The organism is Streptomyces sp. McG3 (assembly GCF_018619185.1).
Classification (GTDB): Bacteria; Actinomycetota; Actinomycetes; order Streptomycetales; family Streptomycetaceae; genus Streptomyces.
The window spans coordinates 20826-38913 of sequence record NZ_JAAXYC010000042.1; the positions used below are offsets into that span (position 1 = coordinate 20826).

Annotated in this window: 17 protein-coding genes and 3 pseudogenes; 8 read left to right on the plus strand and 12 right to left on the minus strand. The window is 69.4% G+C overall.

Annotated elements, in window-relative coordinates:
• Window positions 1-89: 89 nt before the first annotated feature.
• The gene (locus tag HET64_RS10140) at window positions 90-1268 is read right to left on the minus strand and encodes a cytochrome P450 (RefSeq protein WP_215103971.1); all 1179 of its coding nucleotides are present in this window, start codon (window positions 1266-1268) and stop codon (window positions 90-92) included.
• Window positions 1269-1526: 258 nt separating this feature from the next.
• Between HET64_RS10140 and HET64_RS10145 the strand changes: the two genes are divergently transcribed.
• Together HET64_RS10145 and HET64_RS10150 are read left to right on the plus strand one after the other, a co-directional pair.
• Window positions 1527-2240: a nucleotidyltransferase domain-containing protein gene (locus tag HET64_RS10145; protein WP_215103973.1), complete on the plus strand. Its 714-nt coding sequence runs from the start codon at window positions 1527-1529 to the stop codon at window positions 2238-2240.
• A 217-nt stretch (window positions 2241-2457) separates the two neighbouring features.
• Window positions 2458-2598 carry a hypothetical protein gene (locus HET64_RS10150; RefSeq protein ID WP_215104008.1) on the plus strand — a complete coding sequence of 47 codons (141 nt, stop codon included), beginning with the start codon at window positions 2458-2460 and terminating at the stop codon, window positions 2596-2598.
• Between the two features lie 152 nt (window positions 2599-2750).
• Here HET64_RS10150 and HET64_RS10155 read toward each other — a convergent pair whose 3' ends face one another.
• A complete protein-coding gene (locus tag HET64_RS10155) occupies window positions 2751-3869 on the minus strand; it encodes an acyl-CoA desaturase (RefSeq protein WP_215103975.1) in 1119 nt (372 codons plus the stop codon).
• 7 nt (window positions 3870-3876) lie between these two features.
• Window positions 3877-4887 carry a ferredoxin reductase gene (locus HET64_RS10160; RefSeq protein WP_215104001.1) on the minus strand — a complete coding sequence of 337 codons (1011 nt, stop codon included), beginning with the start codon at window positions 4885-4887 and terminating at the stop codon, window positions 3877-3879.
• Between the two features lie 132 nt (window positions 4888-5019).
• Here HET64_RS10160 and HET64_RS10165 point away from each other — a divergent pair, with 132 nt between their 5' ends.
• The gene (locus HET64_RS10165; RefSeq protein ID WP_215103977.1) at window positions 5020-6183 is read left to right on the plus strand and encodes a helix-turn-helix domain-containing protein; all 1164 of its coding nucleotides are present in this window, start codon (window positions 5020-5022) and stop codon (window positions 6181-6183) included.
• A 37-nt stretch (window positions 6184-6220) separates the two neighbouring features.
• The gene (locus HET64_RS10170) at window positions 6221-6559 is read left to right on the plus strand and encodes a co-chaperone YbbN (RefSeq protein ID WP_215103979.1); all 339 of its coding nucleotides are present in this window, start codon (window positions 6221-6223) and stop codon (window positions 6557-6559) included.
• Window positions 6560-6778: 219 nt separating this feature from the next.
• Here HET64_RS10170 and HET64_RS10175 read toward each other — a convergent pair whose 3' ends face one another.
• The 6 genes and pseudogenes from HET64_RS10175 to HET64_RS10195 all read right to left on the minus strand — a co-directional run bounded on the left by HET64_RS10175 (window position 6779) and on the right by HET64_RS10195 (window position 11622).
• Window positions 6779-7537, minus strand: a complete 759-nt coding sequence (locus HET64_RS10175) for an SDR family NAD(P)-dependent oxidoreductase (protein WP_215103981.1) — start codon at window positions 7535-7537, stop codon at window positions 6779-6781.
• A gap of 25 nt (window positions 7538-7562) precedes the next feature.
• Entirely contained in the window at window positions 7563-8909 is a 1347-nt protein-coding gene (locus tag HET64_RS10180; protein ID WP_215103983.1) for an MFS transporter, read from the minus strand.
• 76 nt (window positions 8910-8985) lie between these two features.
• Window positions 8986-9570, minus strand: a complete 585-nt coding sequence (locus tag HET64_RS10185) for a TetR/AcrR family transcriptional regulator (RefSeq protein WP_215103985.1) — start codon at window positions 9568-9570, stop codon at window positions 8986-8988.
• A gap of 361 nt (window positions 9571-9931) precedes the next feature.
• Entirely contained in the window at window positions 9932-10393 is a 462-nt protein-coding gene (locus HET64_RS10190) for a hypothetical protein (protein ID WP_308369950.1), read from the minus strand.
• Between the two features lie 326 nt (window positions 10394-10719).
• A pseudogene (locus HET64_RS39855) lies at window positions 10720-10884 on the minus strand (IS630 family transposase); the annotation flags it as partial.
• A 27-nt stretch (window positions 10885-10911) separates the two neighbouring features.
• Window positions 10912-11622 (minus strand): hypothetical protein, encoded by a 711-nt coding sequence (locus HET64_RS10195; protein WP_215103987.1) that lies wholly within the window; start codon window positions 11620-11622, stop codon window positions 10912-10914.
• Between the two features lie 204 nt (window positions 11623-11826).
• On the opposite strand from HET64_RS10195, the pseudogene HET64_RS10200 reads away from it, so the two are divergent.
• A pseudogene (locus HET64_RS10200) lies at window positions 11827-12959 on the plus strand (IS701 family transposase).
• Here the strand turns inward: HET64_RS10200 and HET64_RS10205 are convergent.
• The gene (locus HET64_RS10205) at window positions 12956-13495 is read right to left on the minus strand and encodes an SMI1/KNR4 family protein (protein WP_251145088.1); all 540 of its coding nucleotides are present in this window, start codon (window positions 13493-13495) and stop codon (window positions 12956-12958) included. The pseudogene HET64_RS10200 and the gene HET64_RS10205 overlap by 4 nt on opposite strands.
• 281 nt (window positions 13496-13776) lie before the next feature.
• A complete protein-coding gene (locus HET64_RS10210; RefSeq protein ID WP_251145089.1) occupies window positions 13777-14196 on the minus strand; it encodes an ATP-binding protein in 420 nt (139 codons plus the stop codon).
• 808 nt (window positions 14197-15004) lie between these two features.
• On the opposite strand from HET64_RS10210, the gene HET64_RS10215 reads away from it, so the two are divergent.
• Complete coding sequence (locus HET64_RS10215; RefSeq protein WP_251145090.1) at window positions 15005-15649, plus strand: DUF3159 domain-containing protein; 645 nt, start codon at window positions 15005-15007, stop codon at window positions 15647-15649.
• A 52-nt stretch (window positions 15650-15701) separates the two neighbouring features.
• On the opposite strand, the gene HET64_RS10220 is transcribed toward HET64_RS10215, so the two are convergent.
• Complete coding sequence (locus HET64_RS10220) at window positions 15702-16334, minus strand: TetR/AcrR family transcriptional regulator (protein WP_215103991.1); 633 nt, start codon at window positions 16332-16334, stop codon at window positions 15702-15704.
• 199 nt (window positions 16335-16533) lie between these two features.
• On the opposite strand from HET64_RS10220, the gene HET64_RS10225 reads away from it, so the two are divergent.
• Window positions 16534-17187: a TetR/AcrR family transcriptional regulator gene (locus tag HET64_RS10225; RefSeq protein WP_215103993.1), complete on the plus strand. Its 654-nt coding sequence runs from the start codon at window positions 16534-16536 to the stop codon at window positions 17185-17187.
• 103 nt (window positions 17188-17290) lie between these two features.
• Window positions 17291-18088: pseudogene (locus tag HET64_RS10230) on the plus strand (S9 family peptidase); the annotation flags it as partial.

Sequence of the window (18088 nt, forward strand, 5' to 3'; positions counted from 1 at the left end):
CTCCGCTCATTCTCCATGTACGTGGCTGGGTGTCCGCCCTCGGCCCGGCCAGCCGGCTGCCGGCACGTCAGCTCATCGAGATGGCGGATTCAGAGCAGAACGGGCAGTGAATTCAAGCCGCGGATGAGCCGGGTCTGCCGCCAATCCAACCGGTCTGCCGATACGGCGAGCCGGATGTCGGGAAAGCGGGTCAGGATCGCGTGGAGGGCGATGTGCGCTTCGGCTTTCGCGAGTGGTGCGCCGACGCAGCGATGGATGCCGTGGCCGAAGCCGAGATGACCGGTCGCCTCCCGGTCCAGGTCGAGCTGGTCCGGTGCGGTGAAGCGGTCCGGATCACGGTTGGCCGCTCCGAGGGCGACGAGTACGGGGACGCCTGCGGGGATCTCGGTCCCGCCGAGGGACATGGCTTCCGTGGTGAACCGGAAGGTGGCGGTGCTGACCGGCGTGTCGAAGCGGAGCAACTCGTCCAGCGCCTGCGGGATGGTTTGCGGGTTCCCGCGCAGACGTTCCAGCTCGGCCGGGTGTTGTAGCAGCGCCAGGACTGCGTTGCCGAGGAAGTGCGTGGTCGTCTCATGGCCGGCGACGAGCAGGAGCACGGCCAGTGAGACGAGTTCCTCCTCGTTCAGACGGTCCCCGCCGTCGCTGGCGGCGATGAGGCGATCGAGGAGCGAGTCGCCCGGGTGAAGGCGCTTCGACGTGATGAGACCGGTCATGTATGCGGCGACGGCGTACGAGGCGGCGTCGGTGCGGTCCGGCTCCCCGGCGGCGAACAGGTCGGCGGACCAGCGCTGAACCTGCGGCCGGTCGGTCTCCGGCACGCCGAGCAGTTCGCAGATCACCATGACCGGTAGAGGGACGGCGAGCGCGGCCATGAGGTCGACCGCCCCGTCGGCCGGCCAGCGGTCCAGCAGTTCGTCGGTCAGCCGGATGATGGAGGGGCGGAGGCCGGCGACTGAGCCGCTCGTGAATGCGCCGGTGATCAGCCTGCGGAGCCTTGTGTGCTGGGGCGGGTCGCTGGCCAGCATGGTGTGCGCGACAGCGGGATGCAGGCGGCGCTTCGAGTCTTTCCCGGCGAAGAAGGCCACAGTGTCCTTGGAAAGCCGCGCGTCGCTGAGAGCGTGCCGGGCTTCCGCGTATCCGGTGATCAGGTAGCTGGCACGTCCGTTGGATCCGGACGCCACAGCCTGCACGGGGCATGTGGACCGCATCGCCGCATACGCGGGATAGGGGTCGGAGGCGGACTGCCTGTCGTCGGAGGCGTCTTGCATGGTGTCAGGATCCAGCCTGGTCATGCCCCGTGCCCTCAAAGAGCACGACGCGGCGCCGGTCGGATGTCCCGGTACCAGTCGTCAACTGATCGGTCATTCCCCCATGATCGGCTGACGCGACGCGGCCGCAAAGCCCATCGCCCCATCTACTGGGCGTGGTCAGCCTCGGCTCGACGTGCCGATCCCGGAGGTGTACGGGTGACGCTCACCACGCGGGGCTGTGCTCCGGGGGCCGTGGGGCCAGGGCAGAGTGTGGGCATGGACGTCATCGACCTTGCCCGTGCCCTTGTTCTGGAGCGCCACCCCGACGCCCGCGCCGCGTTCCTCGGCGGCAGTGTGCTGACGAGTCGGCGCACCGCCCGGTCCGACCTGGACGTTGTGGTGCTGCTCGATGGCCCGCCCGCCCCGTACCGCGAGAGCCTGCGGTACGGGAACTGGCCGGTGGAGCTGTTCGTGCACACCGAGGACTCCTGGCACAGCTTCGTGACCCCGGAGATCGTGCGACGGAACTCGCCCCTGTTGTGGATGTGCGCCGAGGGGGCACTCCTGCTCGACGCCGACGGGACAGGAGAACGGATCGCGGATACGGCGAAACGCCTCGCGGACGCAGGCCCGCCCCCGGTCACCGATACGGCCCTCGAAGACGCCCGGTACGCGCTGACGGACCTGCTCGACGACTTCGCCGCCTGTACGGATGCGGGGGAGCGGCTGTTCGTCGTGGCCGAACTCGTCCGGCGGAGCGGCGAACTGGCCCTGCTGACCCACGGCACGTGGGCCGGCGGGGGCAAGTGGCTGGCTCGGCGCCTCGAACCCGTCGCGCCGGACCTGGCCGCGCGGCTGGACGAGACGGCGCAAGCGGCGCTGCGCGGCGCACCGGCGGGCCTCACCGCGCTGGTCACGGAGGTCCTCGACGCGGCGGGCGGCCCGGTCTGGGAGGGATACCGCCGCAGCGGACCGCGTAAGGCGCCCTGAGCACATCGTGTCTGACGAGCTCGTGCACGGTTGGCCGACCAGGACGGCAGGGCCGTGTCTTCCTCGCCGGGGAGACGCCGCCCACCAGCTGGCGGTGTCGGCATGGACGTCGGCATCCAGGAAGCGGCGACCCCGCCCGGAAGCTCGCCACCACGCTCAAGGGCTGGGCGCGCGCCGGGGCCCGGGGGAGTGGCAGCATGCCCGGCCCACCCTGTTCGTGCGCGGACACGTCGCCTACGTCTCGGAGCCCGGCAGGAAGGCGCTGCACGCCATCGACGCGGAAGCGGGAAAGAAGCTCACCTCCGTCACCCTGCCGAAGAGCACCAGCGAGCTGCAGGCCGTCGTCGCCGGACACTGACCTCGCCGGCCGCGCCCGTGCCCTCGCCGCCAAGGCTTGATGCCGCCGTGGCGAGGGCACCTCCCTACCCGGCCTGCGCAGCGGATCTCACCATCGGCACCGAACCCTGCGGTGCCGCCGGTGCGGCCGTGAGATCCGCACGCGTACCGGGATCAGGCGGCCACGAGCTCCTGCTCGTGGTTCGGCGCGCTGACCTTCGGCTTCTTGTTCGGCAGTGCGAGCCGGAAGACCTTGTGCCACGCGGAGAAGACCTGCTTGGGCAGCGGGCCGGTGACGTACTCCAGCTCGTACTTCTCGAACAGCGCGCGCACCTTCACCGCGACCTCGGCGTACCGGTTGCTCGGCAGGTCCGGGAACAGATGGTGCTCGATCTGGTGCGACAGGTTGCCGGTCATGAAGTGCATGGCCTTGCTTCCGCTGATGTTCGCCGAACCCATCATCTGGCGCAGGTACCACTGGCCGCGTGTCTCGCCCTGGATCGACCGGCGCTCGAAGACCTGTACGCCCTCGGGGAAGTGCCCGCACATGATCACCGAGTGGGTCCAGACGTTGCGGACCAGGTTCGCGGTGAACGTGGCGGCGAGTGTGGGGAGGAAGGACGGGCCCGACAGCAGAGGGTGGATCACGTAGTCCTTGAGCACCTGCTTGCGGATCTTGCGTCCCACGGCCTTGGCCCGCGCGCGGAACTCCGGGTTCTTGCGGCGGCGCTTGTGGAGGTTCCTGCCGAGCTCCAGGTCGTACGCCGCGATGCCGTACTCGAAGAAGCAGGCGTTGAGGAAGTTCCACAGCGGCTGGCCGAGGTGGAAGGGGTGCCACTTCTGGTCCTCGTCGACGCGCATGATGCCGTAGCCGAGGTCGTTGTCCTTGCCGATCACGTTGGTGTACGTGTGGTGCAGCTCGTTGTGCGAGTGCTTCCACTGCTCGGACGGGGAGACGTGATCCCACTCCCAGGTGGTGGAGTGGATCTTCGGGTCCCGCATCCAGTCCCACTGGCCGTGCAGGATGTTGTGGCCGATCTCCATGTTGTCCATGATCTTCGCCACGGACAGCCCTGCGGTGCCGAGCAGCCACGCGGGCGGGAAGATCGAGAACAGCAGCACGCCCCTGCTGACCAGTTCGAGCTTGCGCTGCGCCGCGATCACCTTACGGATGTAGGCGGCGTCCTTCTCGCCGCGGCAGGCGATCACCTCGTCGCGGATCGCGTCCAGCTCGCGGCCCAGCTCCTCGATCTGCTCCGAGGTCAGGTGGGCGGTGGGGTCGATGGCGGTCAAGGTGCTCCTACCGTTCGATGTCGCACGGGCCCGCGGCGGCGGACACGCAGGTCTGGATGAGGACGCCCGGCTCGGCCTCGGTGATCCCGCCGGTGCGCAGGTCGCGGACGGCGCCCGCCTTGAGCGGCGTGACACAGCCGAAGCAGATGCCCATGCGGCACCCGGAGGGCATGAGCACGCCGGCCTCCTCGCCGATGTCCAGCAACGGCGTGGCACCGTCCGCCGCGACGGTCTTGCCGGAGGCGCTGAAGGTGACCTCGCCGCCGTCGCCCGCGACGACGATGCCGGCGCGGAAACGTTCGGTGTGCAGGCGCTCCTGGACGCCGTGCTCGGTCCAGTGCTCTTCGGCGGCGTCGAGCAGGCCCGCGGGCCCGCAAGCCCAGGTCTCGCGCTCGGCCCAGTCGGGCACGAGTTCGTCGATACGGGCGATGTCGAGCATGCCGTCCGTGTCGGTGTGCACCTCGATAAGACGGAGTTTCCTGTCCGCGACCAGATCGTGCAGTTCGTCGCGGAAGATCACGTCGTGCGGCCGTGGCGCGCTGTGGACCATGACGACGTCGTCGAGCTCGGTGTCGCGCAGCATGCCCATCACGGGCGTGATGCCGCTGCCGGCCGTCAGGTAGAGCACCTTGGCGGGCTTGGCCTGCGACAGCACGAAATCGCCGGTCGGCTGGTCGAGCTGGATCAGCGTGCCCGGTTTCGCCTTGCGGACCAGGTGGTTGCTGACCTTGCCGTCCGGGATCGCCTTCACGGTGATCGTGATACGGCCGTCCCGGCGATGTGCCGGCGAGGTGAGGGAGTAGGCACGCCACAGGCGCACCCCGTCGACGTCGACCCCGATCCGCACGTACTGACCGGCTGTGTGGCCGCGCCAGCCCCGTCCCGGCCTGATCACGACAGTCGCGGCGTCGCCCGTCTCCGGAAGCACGGCCTCGATGCGCCCACACAGGTCGGCGCCCGCACGCAGCGGGCTGACCAGGTCGAGGTAGTCCGACGGCAGCAGCGGCGTCGTGACCATCTCCAGCAGTTTCCACGCCCTACTGCGGAGGGCTGCACTCGTCATGACCCCAGCTTGCTGCGCCCCATGGCGTAAAGTCCTGACCGCAGGACGTGAATCTGATCAGCTGAATTGTTCGCAGGGAACAAAAACATGAGCCATGCAATCCGGAGGGCCAGCGAGCTGGCCCTGGACGAGACGACGGTCACCGCCCTGCGGACCGCTCTGAAGACCACCGCCGACGAGATCGTCCAGGCGATCATCGATGAGGTCCCTTCCTACGCCAACGCCCTTTCCGGCCGCATGGGCGGCACCATCCGCCGAGCCGTCCGCACCGCCCTGGCGCACTACCTGGACCTCGCGAGCGGCAACGCCACAGGCGGCGACGGCGGTGACGCGGCCTACGAGCTGGGCCGCGGCGAGGTGCGCGACGGCCGTTCGATGGACGCCCTGCTCAGTGCCTACCGCGTCGGCGCCCGCGTGGCCTGGCGATGCCTCGCGGCGGGTGCCGTACCCGCGGGTCTGCCCGCCGCCGAGGTCGCCAAGTTCGCCGAGCTGACCTTCGCCTACATCGATGAGCTCTCCGCCGCGAGCGCCGCGGGGCACGCCGACGAACTGGCAGCCCGGGGCAGGGCCCACGAGCGCCACCTGGAGCACCTGGCGCGCGACCTCCTCGCGGGCGCGAGCCGGGACGTGCTGCTGGCCTCCGGTCAACGGGCCGGGTGGCAGCCTCCGGTTTCGCTGACGGCGGTCCTGCTGCCCGCCGCTCAGGCCCGGCCCGCCTACCGCACGCTCGACCCGAACACCCTGGTCCTCGACGATCTGCCGGATGCCATCGGTGTGCTGCTCGTCCCCGATGCCGACCGATCACATCTCTTGCGGCAGCTGACCGACCGCACAGCCGTGGTCGGCCCGGCCCGGCCGTGGACGCGCGCGTCCGCCTCGTACGCGCGAGCCGCGCGTGCCCGCTCCCTTTCCGCCGGTATTCGCGACACCGAGGACCACCTGCCCGAGCTGGTGCTGAGCGCCGACGCGGACGCGTTCGCAGACCTGCGTGCCCGAGCCCTCGCACCCTTGCGGACCTTGCCCGTCGCGACCGCACGGCGGCTGGAGGAGACGTTGCGGGCGTGGCTGCTGTACCAGGGCAGACGGGACGAGGTGGCGGCGGAACTGTTCGTTCACCCCCAGACGGTCCGGTACCGGATGTCTCAGCTGCGGGAGCTCTTCCCGGACCTGGGATCGCCGCACCGGGTCCTCGAACTGACGCTGGCTGTCGGTCTTCGGGCCGAGCTGACGAGCGCACCGCGCGAGGGATGATGGAACGGAATGACGGAACGTGAGGGCAGGAGCTTCCATGGCACATCGGGTTCACCGGCCCCGTGAGGACGCGGAGTTCGCTTTCATCCTCGGGATGAGCGAAGTTCCGGTCCTCGCGTACTTCACCGGGACATGGCCCAAGGCAATCGAGCCCTGCCGGGTGATGGACCTGGTCGTGGGTGGCATCGCCGACGACTGCGCGGGGCGCCTGACGGTCGTCCGCACCGACATCACGCGTTGTCCGGCGGCAACCGAGAGATACGGGGTCACCGGAGCCCCGGCCTGCGTCCTGCTGAAGGAGGGAGAGGCGGTGGCGCACGGCGCGGGGCCCATGACCAGCGCCGAGGTACGGCAGTTCCTGGACGGCCACCTCTGAGCGGCCGCTGCGGCACACGGCCGCGAAGCCCGTCATGTCACGCCCGTCACGCCCGTCACGTCTCGTCCATGGAAGCTGGGCCGCCTGAGCCCCCACGCCGACGTCGCCGGGGGGATCCGGGCGGCTGAGGCGTGGGGGAGCGGAGCGCGCGCAGGGTTCCGGACTCCGAGGATCTCGGCTGTCCCGCAGCGGCCTGCCCAGTTCCGGAAGGGGGCGTCGTCAGGCCGACGATCCACTGTCGATGACCAGGTCGGTGCCGACGACCGAGCCGGCAGCGGGCGAGGCGAGGTAGAGCACCGCGGCCGCCACTTCACCGGCCTCCGCGACCCGGCCGAGCGGGTTCTCCGTCTTCATCCGCTCCGCCCGGTCGGCCTCGGTCTCGCCGGGTCGCAGTGACATGGGGGCGGCGGAGGCGCCGGGGCTGACGGCGTTGATGCGGATGCCCTGGTGGATGTGGTCGAGAGCGGCGGCGCGGGTCAGTGCGGAGACCGCTGCCTTGGAGGTGATGTACGTGGCGGCGTTCGGGATCCGCAGGTGTGCGCCCAGGTTGGAGGAGATGTTGACGATGGTGCCGCCGCCGTTCTCCCTCATGTGGGCGATCTCGTGCTTCATGGCCAGCCAGACGCCGGTGACATTGGTCCTCAGTACCGCGTCCCAGTCCTCCTCGCTCACCTCGCCGACGGGGACGGTGCCCCGGAATATCCCGGCGTTGTTGACCGCGACGTCCAGTGAGCCGAAGCGGGCGACGCTCTCCCGAACGAGATCCTGGAGCCGTCCGGAGTCGGTGACATCGGCGGTGACGGCGGCGGCTGTGCCACCGGCTGCCTCGATGAGGTCGACCGTCTCGTCCAGGGAGGCCGCGGTGCGTCCTGCGGCGACCACGGATGCGCCCTCGGCGGCGAAGGCGAGCGCGATAGCGCGGCCGAGGCCGGAGCCCGCGCCGGTGACGAGGACGGTCTTGCCGGTGAAGCGGTTCATTTCGGTGACTCCCTTGAGTGATGGACTACTTGGTGCGGTGGTTCAGGAGGGCCGCGACGGCGAGGGCGGCCCCCGTCGCGGCCAGGGACCAGGGGTCGCTGTCGAGTGTGAGCAGGACGGCGAAGAGGACGGTCGGGCCAGCTTCCATCGCGGTGTTCAGCACGCCGCCCGCTAGCCCGGTCCGCTGCAGCGGTACCCCTTCGGTGGCGAGCACGGCGGCTCCGGCGAAGGAGGCCGCGGCACCGGTCGGCAGCAGCACAAGGCCCGGCAGCAGCCCGTACGCGTACGAGGTGTGCGTGTCGAACCCGGTGAAGGCGAGGAGAGCGAGCCCGGCCGAACCTGTGCCCAGCCCGGCGGCCGTGACGGTTCGGGCTCCGTACCGGCCGATGAGCGGTCCTGCCACCCGGCCCGAGGCGACCAGCGCGACGGCGAACGGCACGAAGGCGGCCGAGGTCTGCAACGGTGACCAGCCGCGCTCCTGCTGGAGGTGGAGTGAGAGAACCACGAAGGTCATCGCGGTCGCGCAGGAACTCAGCGCGACGGCTGCAAGGGCCAGGGCCCGCCGCCGGTCGGACAGGAAACCGGGGGGCAGCAGGGGATCGCGGGCCCAGCGCTCGGCGTACCAGAACGCGGCCAGTAACGCGGTCCCGCCGAGCAGTGGTACGAGCACGCCGGCCGACGATCCGGGACGGGCGTCGGTGACGACGAGCCCGTAGCTGGCGAGGGTGATCCCGGCGGTGGCGAGCAGAGCACCGGGCAGGTCGAGACTCCTGCCCCGGTTCGGTGCGGTGTCCGGCAGCAGCCTGGGTGTGAGGACGAGGGCTGCGATCGCCACCACGACGGGTACCGCGAAGGTCCAGCGCCAGGAGAGCAGCGCGGAGATGACGCCGGAGAGCAGGTTGCCCGCCGTCGCGCCGAGCACCGAGAGCCCGCCCCAGGTGGCCATCGCCCTGCCGTACGCGGCGGGGGAGGGGAAGACCGCGCGCAGCACGGTCATGGCGGCCGGCGCGATGAGCGCCGCGCCCGCGCCCTGGGTGAAGCGCGCCGCGAGCAGTGCCTCGATACCGGGGGCGAGTGGGGCGGCGGCCGAGGCGATGACGAAGAGGACAAGGCCCGCGACGAGGGCGCGTCGCCCGCCGTAGCGGTCGGCGAGGCGTCCGCCGAAGAGCAACAGCCCGGCGAAGGTCAGTCCGTAGGCGGTGCTGAGCAGGATCACGTCGGCGCGCTCGAGGTCGAGTTCGTGAGCAACGCGGGGCAGCGGTACGGCGATCGCGGCGAGCGTGAAGATCAGCGTGGCCTGGATGCCGCCGAGGAGGACGAAGGCGGACCTGTGTCGCATGGCGCTGACGTGGGCGGTGCCCGTGGCGGTCATCATTCCCCCCGATATTTGACCGATCAGTCCATTATTTGGGCGTGCGAAAGTGCCTGGCGGCTCCGGTGGGTGTGGTTCAGTCCAGCAGGGTCAGCGCCTGTTCGGCCGCGTCGCGCACCCGGGCGGGGTCGTTCGACGCCTTGCCGACGATGCGTACGCCCTGCAGCAGGACGAGCAGCAGGTGGGCCAGCGCTCGCGGATCACGGCCCTCGGGGAGCTCTCCCTGGGCCTGGGCCCGCACGAGCGCGGAGTGCAGCAGGGTCTCGATGTGCTCCCAGCTGATCTCGACCCTGCGGGCCGCCGCGGGGTCGTGCGGGGCCAGCTCGGCTGCGGTGTTGGTGACGAAGCAGCCGTTCAAGCGCCCTTCCGGAGAGGCGGCTTCCGTGGCGAAGCGGCGCACCAGGCCCCGCACCGCGGGCAGTGCGGGGCCTGGCTGGGAGAGCTCGGACATGAGAAGCGGGTCGCGCATCTCGGCGTACCGGTCCATGGCCTTCAGATACAGCTCGTGCTTGCTGCCGAAGGTCGCGTAGATGCTGGCGCGGCCGATTCCGAGGTGCTCGACGAGATCTGTCACCGACGTCGCTTCGTAACCGCGCCGCCAGAACAGCTCAAGGGCCGACTGCAGTGCGGCGTCCGGATCGAATTCCTTGGTCCTGGCCACGTCGATGACCCTAGCCTTATCTGGACCGGTCGGTCAATAATTTTCCGCGTCGAGCCTGCCCTGTCCACGACGGGCCGTCTCCCGTGTGCCTGTCACGACGCGACAGCGGAGCCGGCGGCCGAGGACCTGCCGGGCCGGCGACCCGCCCCCATGAACACCGTCGCCGTCCGCCTGCAGTCCTTGGCCGAGGCCTGGACGCAGACAACGGACCTGCGCCGGGTCCAGGGCGGCGAAGGTGCCACCCCCGCCTGCCGGAACTGCCGCGGACTCAACCCGGTGAAAGGGGCTGTCGAAGGGGGTTCCGCCGCCGTGATCACACCAGCCACTACAAGATCATTTCAGCCGTGACCACAGAGACAGCTCAGGTGCGAAGACTCAACCGCACTCTGAGCAGGTGGCGTAGACGGGCAGAGGCGCCACGGAGAGTGCCGAGGTTCCTCACCTCGTCCGCCGCAAGCTCCACCCGGTCTGCGAGAGCAAGCACGGCGGCGTAGGGCCGTTCGCCCTCTTCGAGCTTCGCGGCAACGGCGCCGAGGACAGCTCGAAGAACGACGGGGTTCGCGCCGGAATGCTTCGCCAGCAGACAAAGGAGCCTGTTGTCGTTCCAGACGCTGTCCCGGGCCGTGCTCAGCTCCTGCAGGGCGACGGGCGGGGTGTGGGGATTGGCAGCCAGGGCCTGCCATACGAAGGGGTACGGACGTCGCGCGAGACCCTGCAGCACAACGCTGTCCTTCTCGGTCTGCGCCAGTGCGAGGTAGTCGGCGGGCGTGGGCACGAAGATGGGCCTCTCAGGAGCGTCGAAGCCGTCATCTTGCCACTGCACCTTGCCCCGCCTGCCTCGACCGTCATCTACGGGACAAGTCTTGGGCGCTGGTGCCCTTGCCCTGGTGCCGCTTCGCGGCCGCCGTCTCAAGCGATGGAAGCACCGGCACACCACCACTCACGCCAAGAGCCGCTGTGTCGGTGAGCTGGCGATGGCACCCTGAAGGGCTGGCGACTCCTGCGGAAACTCCGCTGCGGCACCCACCGCGTCACCAACGTCGTGAAAGCCGTCCTGGTCCTTCACTGCGCCTCGTCGTGAGGTTGGAGAACGCTCAGGGCCCTCGTGGCTGATGTCGTCGACCACCCCCTCGGCAACCAGGAAGTCCTGAACGACATCTCGGCGATTCGCGCCACGGGCATCCCCTGCGCGGACAGCAGCACCATCTGGGCCCGCCGCCGGGCCACCAGCGACCCGGTGTCCCTGCGGATGCTTCGCAGCAGCCGCCTGCCCTCGGCGGCATCGATTTCGCGAGCCCGTACACGTTCTGGCATCCGCAGGGGATCTCGCTCATCGCGCGGTCACGTGAGAGCTCCAGGCGGCGCGTAGTGATTCAAGTAATCCTGTAGTTGCGGCTCGAGCCGTGGCAGGTCATTGCCGTTGACGGCATGCCAGAGGCGGTTCTCGACCCAGAAACGATGGGCAAACTCCTCGAACGACGGCGCACACCACAGGATCGCGGCCCTGTGCTCCTCCGCGTTTTCGAGATCGGTCTGCGTCTCTTCCCCGTCGCGCCGCGCTTCGTACGCGTACTCGTAGTCGATGTCGGAGTACACCACGAACGTCTCGCTCGTCGGACGGAGGTAGAGGTACCAGATGACGCAGTCCTGCTGGTCCTGGAAGAACCGGACCAGGAAGGCACCGGGCTCGACCGGACTGGGCAGAGGCTCCGAAATATTCGTCCAGCAACCAGTCACCGAGACGTCGTCCAGTGAGCCGTGCAGATTCTCGCTGGTCTGGAACGTGACGAAATCCCTGGGCAAGGTGAGTCCCCTGGCGGAAAGGGCCTTTTCCAGGCTGTTGAGTTTCACGACCTGCCGCGGGATGGGGTCGCCAACGCCCCCGAGCCATCGATAGGTGCCCTCGAACTGGTGGGAGTCCAGCGGCGGCAGACTCTCGAGGGAGTAGTGCTCGTAGGTGTAGCGACAGGCACGGTATGTGCCGAGGTCGGTGCCACACCAAGCGGCCTCGAAGCCGGACGGAGGCAGGGCGGACTCTGGCTGTTCACTCATCGGAACCCCCGGTGATCACTGCGAGTGGAGTTGTCGGCGCCAGCATCGCATCGGCCACCGACAACGCCTGTCGAGGGGCGTGCGTGGACTGTTCCTCATGGCTCGGCCGAGGGGCGAACGTTGCCTGGTACGGCACCAGTAGTGCTTGGCCATGTGCGATCTGCGATGGCGTGTCTTCCTGATCGGCCGTGTCGTTGACCGGGTGTGCTGAGCGCGGAGTTGGCTGCGGTCCGGTGTGATCTGGAGGACTTCGCGGCGGAGATGTCCGAGCCGTTCGCGCGGGCGGATCAGCGCCGGTGGGGTGGGGCATATCTGGGAGGCCTGCTGCTGGACGGCGGGCGTAAGTCGGTGGAGCCGATGGCCGCCCGCCTGGGCGAGGACGGTAATCGGCAGGCCCTGGCCCACTTCGTCACCTCCAGCCCGTGGGATGCGGCCCATGTACGGGCCCGGTTGGCCTGGCGCATGCAGCCGGTCATCAGACCCACCGCGCTGGTCGTCGATGACACCGGGTTCCTCAAGGACGGGGACGGCTCGGCGTGCGTGACCCGGCAGTACACCGGCACCGCGGGCAAGGTCACCAACTGCCAGGCCGGCGTCTCTCTTCACCTGGCTTCCAACGGCACCTCGGCGGCGGTGAACTGGCCTCTGTTCCTGCCCGGGAGCTGGGATCCCGCATCGCCCAAGGCCGATCCGGCCAAAGTCGCCCGCCGTGACAAGTGCGCCATCCTTGCCCAGGTGGGTCATGTCGAGAAGTGGCAGCTGGCCCTCGACATGATCGACGAGACGCGGTCCTGGGTCATCGAGGTGCCCCAGGTCATCGCCGACGGCGGCTACGGGGACACCGCCGCCTTCCGGCTCGGTCTGGAGACACACGGACTCGACTACGTGGTGGGCATCTCGACAACAACCACCGCACAACCCGAGGACGAACGGCCGTCGACCCCCACCTACCTCGGCAGGGGCCGGCTGCCGGGCGCGAGATCCGCCAGGCCACGACCACCGCCGAGCTTCCGGTCCGCTGGCTGCTGGCGGAGTGGCCTGCCGACCAGGACGGGCCCGTGCAGTTCTGGCTCTCCAACCTGCCCGAGACCACCCCGTTGCCCGTCCTCGTGCGCACCGCGAAGCTCCGCCGGCGTATCGAGAACGACTACCGCGAGATGAAACAGGCCCTTGGCCTGGCCCACTTCGAGGACCGGACCTGGCCAGGCTGGCACCACCACGCCACTCTCGTCTCGGTCGCCCACGCCTTCTGCACTCCTCGCGACCTGGACCGGCGCCTGCCCCACCTGTCACCGCGACATACCAGACCCCGCACCAACATGACCAAGCACTACTAGGAGTGCACTGCTTCCCGCACCATGGCGGCGAAATCGTGGTGAGGGTCGGGGTCGTCACCGTCACCGGGCCACCACACATACGCGGTCCACTCCCCGTTTTCCGCGATGCTGTCGGCGTGCAGCAGCCAGTAGCAGCCGCTGCCGCCGTCGTCTTGGCCGATCAGCAGGCAGCGCTTGAGCACGGCGAGCTGGTCCACGAAGGAGTCGCTGTCCGACCACGCTTCAATGAGGTCGGCGTCCAGGTCGGCGAACCAGCCGATGTCCCCGACCTGGAACAGGTCGACGGACCCGATGTCCTCCCAGCCGTCACTGACGTGGAGGAAGTTTCGGTACGAGAGAGGGAGCCTCATCCCGAGCCGCTCCTCGGCGGCCACGATCGCTTCCTCGCCCGCCGGTTCCGCGCCGGCCCATCCGGCCTCCAGCCGCTCCTTGCTGATGACCTGGCGCTGGTCCTCGATGGCCTCACGAACCTCGTCCGAATTGATGTGCCTGGTGTTGAAGTCGCTGAGGAACGCCCGCCATTCTGCGACCGTCAAGGGTGAAGGGGGCGTCGTCATTCCAGAACTCCGATGATGAGTGCGGTGGGTCCCGGACAGCCTTACACGATCCACTGACAATCGAAGCGTGTGCTGACTCCGCGGCGACCTGGTCCGTGAAACAGCTGCGCGGCTCGCCGGATCCTGCGGCGGATACGGCTGGCTTGCAGCGATCGCCCTTCGCGCAACGGCGCGGCCTGGCAGACGGTTCACGCGGGAACCAGGGAAGCCGCGAGCAGTAGAGCCAGCAGCGGCCCCACAGGCCGGCGTCCCCGGGCTCGTCAGATAGCGATGGTGACCGTGATGCGTTTTCCGGCGCCGGGAAGGACGGCGACCGAGCAAGTTGTCGCGATTCGCTTCACGATCGCCCACCCCCGCCCGCCGGGGGTCTCCGGATCCGGGACGAGGCGTCTGCGCGGTGGCTCAGGGCTGGGGTCCTCGACCTGGAGGCGCAGCCGGGTCGCAGCCGGATCGAGGTCGGCCTTGAATCCGGTCAGGCCGCCTCCGTGCCGGAGCGCGTTGCTGATCAGCTCGGACACCGCAAGGTGCGCGTCCGCCTCGGCCTGCCGTGAGGCGTGCTTCAGGGGCTGGAGGAGGGCGGTGATCACTGCCCGGGCGCCGGCGCAGGCCGTCATCTCGCCCGGCGGGGCACCGTCGCCGCTGGTGTGCGGGGTGGTGGGAATGGCGGGCGGGCGATCCATGGCGGTACCTCGTTTCCCTGGGCTGTGCGGCACCTGACCGGTCGACCCGGATGCAACGATTCGGCTACCCCCTTCCCCTACACGTACGCGGCCTGAACCGGGCCGGGTCGAGAGGCATCTCCCGCGTGTGGTGAGGCGGGCTGCCCGCATCAGCGTCCTTGAGGAGGGAAGGGGAAGCAGGCGATCATGGTGACCGGGTCCGGCGGATCCATCGAAATCGTCGAATATGAGCACGCTCTCGTGATCGCCTTGTCGGGTCGTTCGGCTTCTCCGACCGCGACGGGCTCGACCGCGCCAAGCCGCACTCGTCTTCAGCGTGTCCACCCGGTAGAGGAACAGACCAAGGGCCATTCCCCCCCGGCTATAGGGGGTGCGGTTCCCCCAGCGGAGTTGGCACGCCGGGGGAACCGCAGCTGGTCGGCCCCGATCGGCGGGGGGTGTCGAGGGCCGGTCCGAGCTGTTGACAAGTCTCCGCTGCGCGGGCGGCCGAACCTCGGTGCCGCTCCAGGGATGCACGGACCGGCAGAGCCAGGTGGAGCGGCGTTGAGAGCCAGGTCTCCCCCCGGGGCTGACGAGCGGCCCGGGCCCTTTGCCGTCTGGGGTCGGCGGTGCCGCCCGGCTGGGGCAGTTGTGTCCATTCGTCACCCCAAGAAAGCGGCAGGAGGGGCGTGCGCCTGTTCGATGCGTTGACTCAGGCATCACTTAATGACATCGTGTCACTAAGTGACATCGGTGGTGCTGGCCGGCACTGCTCCAGACCGCACGGGCGCCGCGGAGCGTCGCCCGTCAGAAGGATTGGGTGAACACCATGCATGCACATACCCAGGAACACCCCAAGCAGCCGACGGCATTGGAGCAGGCCGGAGGTACGCGAGGAATGGTGTATTCGGCTCTGCCGGCACTGGCGTTCGTCGTGGCGAACGCGATGGGCGGGCTGGCGGTCGGCATCATGGTGGCACTCGGGGTGGCCGTGATCATCGGTATCGAGCGTCTGGTGCGCAAGGAGTCGGTGTCGCCGGCGCTGGGCGGGGTGCTCGGTGTGGCGATCGCGGCCGGCGTCGCCTGGTGGACGGGATCGGCGAAGGACTACTTCCTGCTCGGCATCTGGCTGAGCCTGGCCGGGGCGGTGGTGTTCCTGGGGTCGGTCGTTGTGCGGTGGCCGCTGGCCGGGGTGATCTGGAACTCGATGACGGGCAAGGGCCAGGTGTGGCGTAAGGAGCCTCGCTCGCGGTTCTACTTCGACATCGCGACAGGGACGCTTGCCTTGATCTTCGCGGCCCGGTTCGCGGTCCAGCAGTATCTGTACACCCAGGACGAGGTCGGTTCGCTGGGCGTCGCCAAGATCGCCATGGGCTATCCGCTGCTGGCGGTGGGCCTGCTCGTGACGGCCTGGGCGGTCCGCGCCTCCGACCGCCGCCTGCGCGCCCTCGGGTTGATCGAGGCCAAGCGGTGAGGTCCCCGCAGCGCGAGCGTTGCCGTCGCCCTCACCCGCGGGGGCAACGCCTTCAGGCGGTCCCGCCGTCGACCGGATCCCCGACGGCACCACCCGTGGCCCGACGGACCGCGCGGGCGATCCGCTCGGGAGTGCCCCGGAACTCCTCCGGGCTCGCGCCGTCCAGCAGGCCCGCCCCGACGTGCTCGTTCAACACCCGCAGCGCCGCGCCCGCGGCCGCCGCGTGCAACCGGATCTCCACATCGTCCGGCTCGCCCCCGAGGCGCTTCGCGATGATCACGGCCATCTGCCGCTCCACCTGGTCACAGGCCATCAGCCAGGCCGTCCGGATAGCCGGCTCACTGTCACCGAGGCGGATCATCTTGATGCCGAGCGCGGTGTCCTCCCGCTCTACCGGGCTGGCCTCGCGGCCGTGCCGCAGGGCCTCGGCGCGGAAATGGTCCTCCAGGGAAAGTCCGAGCGGCCAGTTGCGCAAAGTGTTGAGTTCCCAGTCCACGCTGCTCATGACGATCGGCTCCGCGCAGCTCTCCTTGCTGCGGAAGTGGCGCCAGATGGTCCTGGTGGAGAGACCGACGGCCGCGGCGATCTGGTCCCCGCTCGTCGCCTCCACGCCCTGGGTCCAGAACAGGCGGGAAGCCTCCCGTGAGACCTCCAGGCGAACCCGGCGCCGACGCTCAGCGCTCATCCCGCCGCGCCCCTGGCCGGTTGTTCCCTCGGCTCTCGCCATGTTCGCTCTCTTTCCGGTCCGGACCGGCCGTGCCGTTCCGGCCCCTCGGGGCCAGGCGGCTCGTCCCGTAAAGGGGGGCCATCGCCCCTCAGTCATGTTCACTAAGTGACAGAATGCTATCAAGGGACATCGCGGGCAGCAGAGGGAGAAGGGCGCCGTGCCGGACAACGCATCAGCAAGTCCCCCGGACCCGCGCGAACGGCTGAGGCTACGGATCTCCCGCGAGGCGACCCGGCTCTTTCTGAGCCGTGGCACAGCCGGTACCAGCGGCGACCGGATCGCCGAGAAGGTGGGCGTGTCCACCCGGACCATCTGGCGTCACTTCCGCAACAAGGAGAGTTGCGCCGAACCCATTGCACTGCGCGGCCTGGACTGGGAGCTCAGCGCCCTGCGCGGCTGGCCGCCCGGGATCTCTCTGGACGCCCACCTCACTGCCGAGGCGGCCCATTTCACCCTCGACCAGCACGACTCCTTCCTCCGGGACTTCAGCCTCTCGGCACGGCTGGTCCACCTCACCCGACACGAACCCGCGCTGCGCATCGCCTGGCTGATGGCTTGCGACCACGCCGAACACGAACTGACCGTACTGCTCGCCCATCGGGCGGGCCTGCCGGCCCACACCCCCCACATCCGGGTGAACGCCGCGGCGGGTGCGGCGGCGCTGCGGGTACTGCACGAGAGCAGAAGCACGGACCCCGCGCTCCGCGCCGGGCGCGACACACCCTCCGCACACGCCCCTCGAACGGCCACCGTGCTCGCCCGCGTGATCTGCCCCCGCCCGCCGAACTCAACCGCACGGCTACGTCCCTGACGTGGAGGGTCTGAGAAGCCCCCAGCGGGGCACCAGATCCGAACAGCTCGCCGGCCGAGACCCGGACCGCCGCACTGCGGTGACAACTGAAGGAAGTCATTCTGTGGCCTCTGCCCGACCCGACGTGCCCTACCTGAACGTCGAGGACCTGCTCGACGCCCCGGACCGTACGGGCGCCGTCATCTCACCCGACGGCTCGAAGGTCGCCTACCTGGCCCCCAGCCGTGGCCGGCTCAACGTCTGGATCCAGGATCTCGACGGCGAGGGGAGGGAGCGATGCGTCACCACCGATTCCCGCCGCAGCGTCCTGCGCTTCCACTGGACCGACGACCCGCGCTGGCTGCTGTATGAACAGGACGGCGACGGGGACGAGAACTACCACCTCCACCGCGTCGACCTGGAACACCCAGACGCCGATGCCGTCGACCTCACCCCCTTCCCCGGGGCCCGGGTCGCCGGGTTCGACTTGCCCCCCGACATGCCCGGCCACGCCGTCCTGAACCTCAACCACCGCGACCCGGCGGTTTTCGACCTCTATAAACTTCACATCGCCACCGGCGAACTCACGATGCTCGCCCAGAACCCCGGTGGCTCCAGTGCCCTCGTGTACGCACCCGACGGGACGATGTACGGACACGGGCTGAGCACGGACGGGGACATCGAACTGTCCCGATGGGAACCGGAGTCGGGCACCATGCGCCGCGTCACCACCTTCCCCGGCTCCGACCACCCACTGGACCTGCAGCCCTTCCAGCTCACCCCGGACGGCACCGGCGCCTGGGTCGGCTCCTACCGCGACAGCGAGCACACACGGATCGTCCACGTCGACCTGAACACCGGCCAGGAAACCGTGGTCGACAGCCACCCCGGCCTCGACATCGACCCCCGCGCCGCCGTCTTC

Excerpts from the sequence above, each read along its gene's own strand:
- HET64_RS10180 (WP_215103983.1), bottom strand. The coding sequence starts at position 8,909 with ATGACCGCCACGGGCACCGCCCACGTCAGCGCCATGCGACACAGGTCC.
- HET64_RS10195 (WP_215103987.1), bottom strand. The coding sequence starts at position 11,622 with ATGAGTGAACAGCCAGAGTCCGCCCTGCCTCCGTCCGGCTTCGAGGCC.
- HET64_RS10210 (WP_251145089.1), bottom strand. The coding sequence starts at position 14,196 with ATGGATCGCCCGCCCGCCATTCCCACCACCCCGCACACCAGCGGCGAC.
- HET64_RS10175 (WP_215103981.1), bottom strand. The coding sequence starts at position 7,537 with ATGAACCGCTTCACCGGCAAGACCGTCCTCGTCACCGGCGCGGGCTCC.
- HET64_RS10170 (WP_215103979.1), top strand. The coding sequence starts at position 6,221 with ATGGCACATCGGGTTCACCGGCCCCGTGAGGACGCGGAGTTCGCTTTC.
- HET64_RS10140 (WP_215103971.1), bottom strand. The coding sequence starts at position 1,268 with ATGCAAGACGCCTCCGACGACAGGCAGTCCGCCTCCGACCCCTATCCC.
- HET64_RS10165 (WP_215103977.1), top strand. The coding sequence starts at position 5,020 with ATGAGCCATGCAATCCGGAGGGCCAGCGAGCTGGCCCTGGACGAGACG.
- HET64_RS10160 (WP_215104001.1), bottom strand. The coding sequence starts at position 4,887 with ATGGTCACGACGCCGCTGCTGCCGTCGGACTACCTCGACCTGGTCAGC.
- HET64_RS10220 (WP_215103991.1), bottom strand. The coding sequence starts at position 16,334 with ATGAGCGCTGAGCGTCGGCGCCGGGTTCGCCTGGAGGTCTCACGGGAG.
- HET64_RS10215 (WP_251145090.1), top strand. The coding sequence starts at position 15,005 with ATGCATGCACATACCCAGGAACACCCCAAGCAGCCGACGGCATTGGAG.
- HET64_RS10145 (WP_215103973.1), top strand. The coding sequence starts at position 1,527 with ATGGACGTCATCGACCTTGCCCGTGCCCTTGTTCTGGAGCGCCACCCC.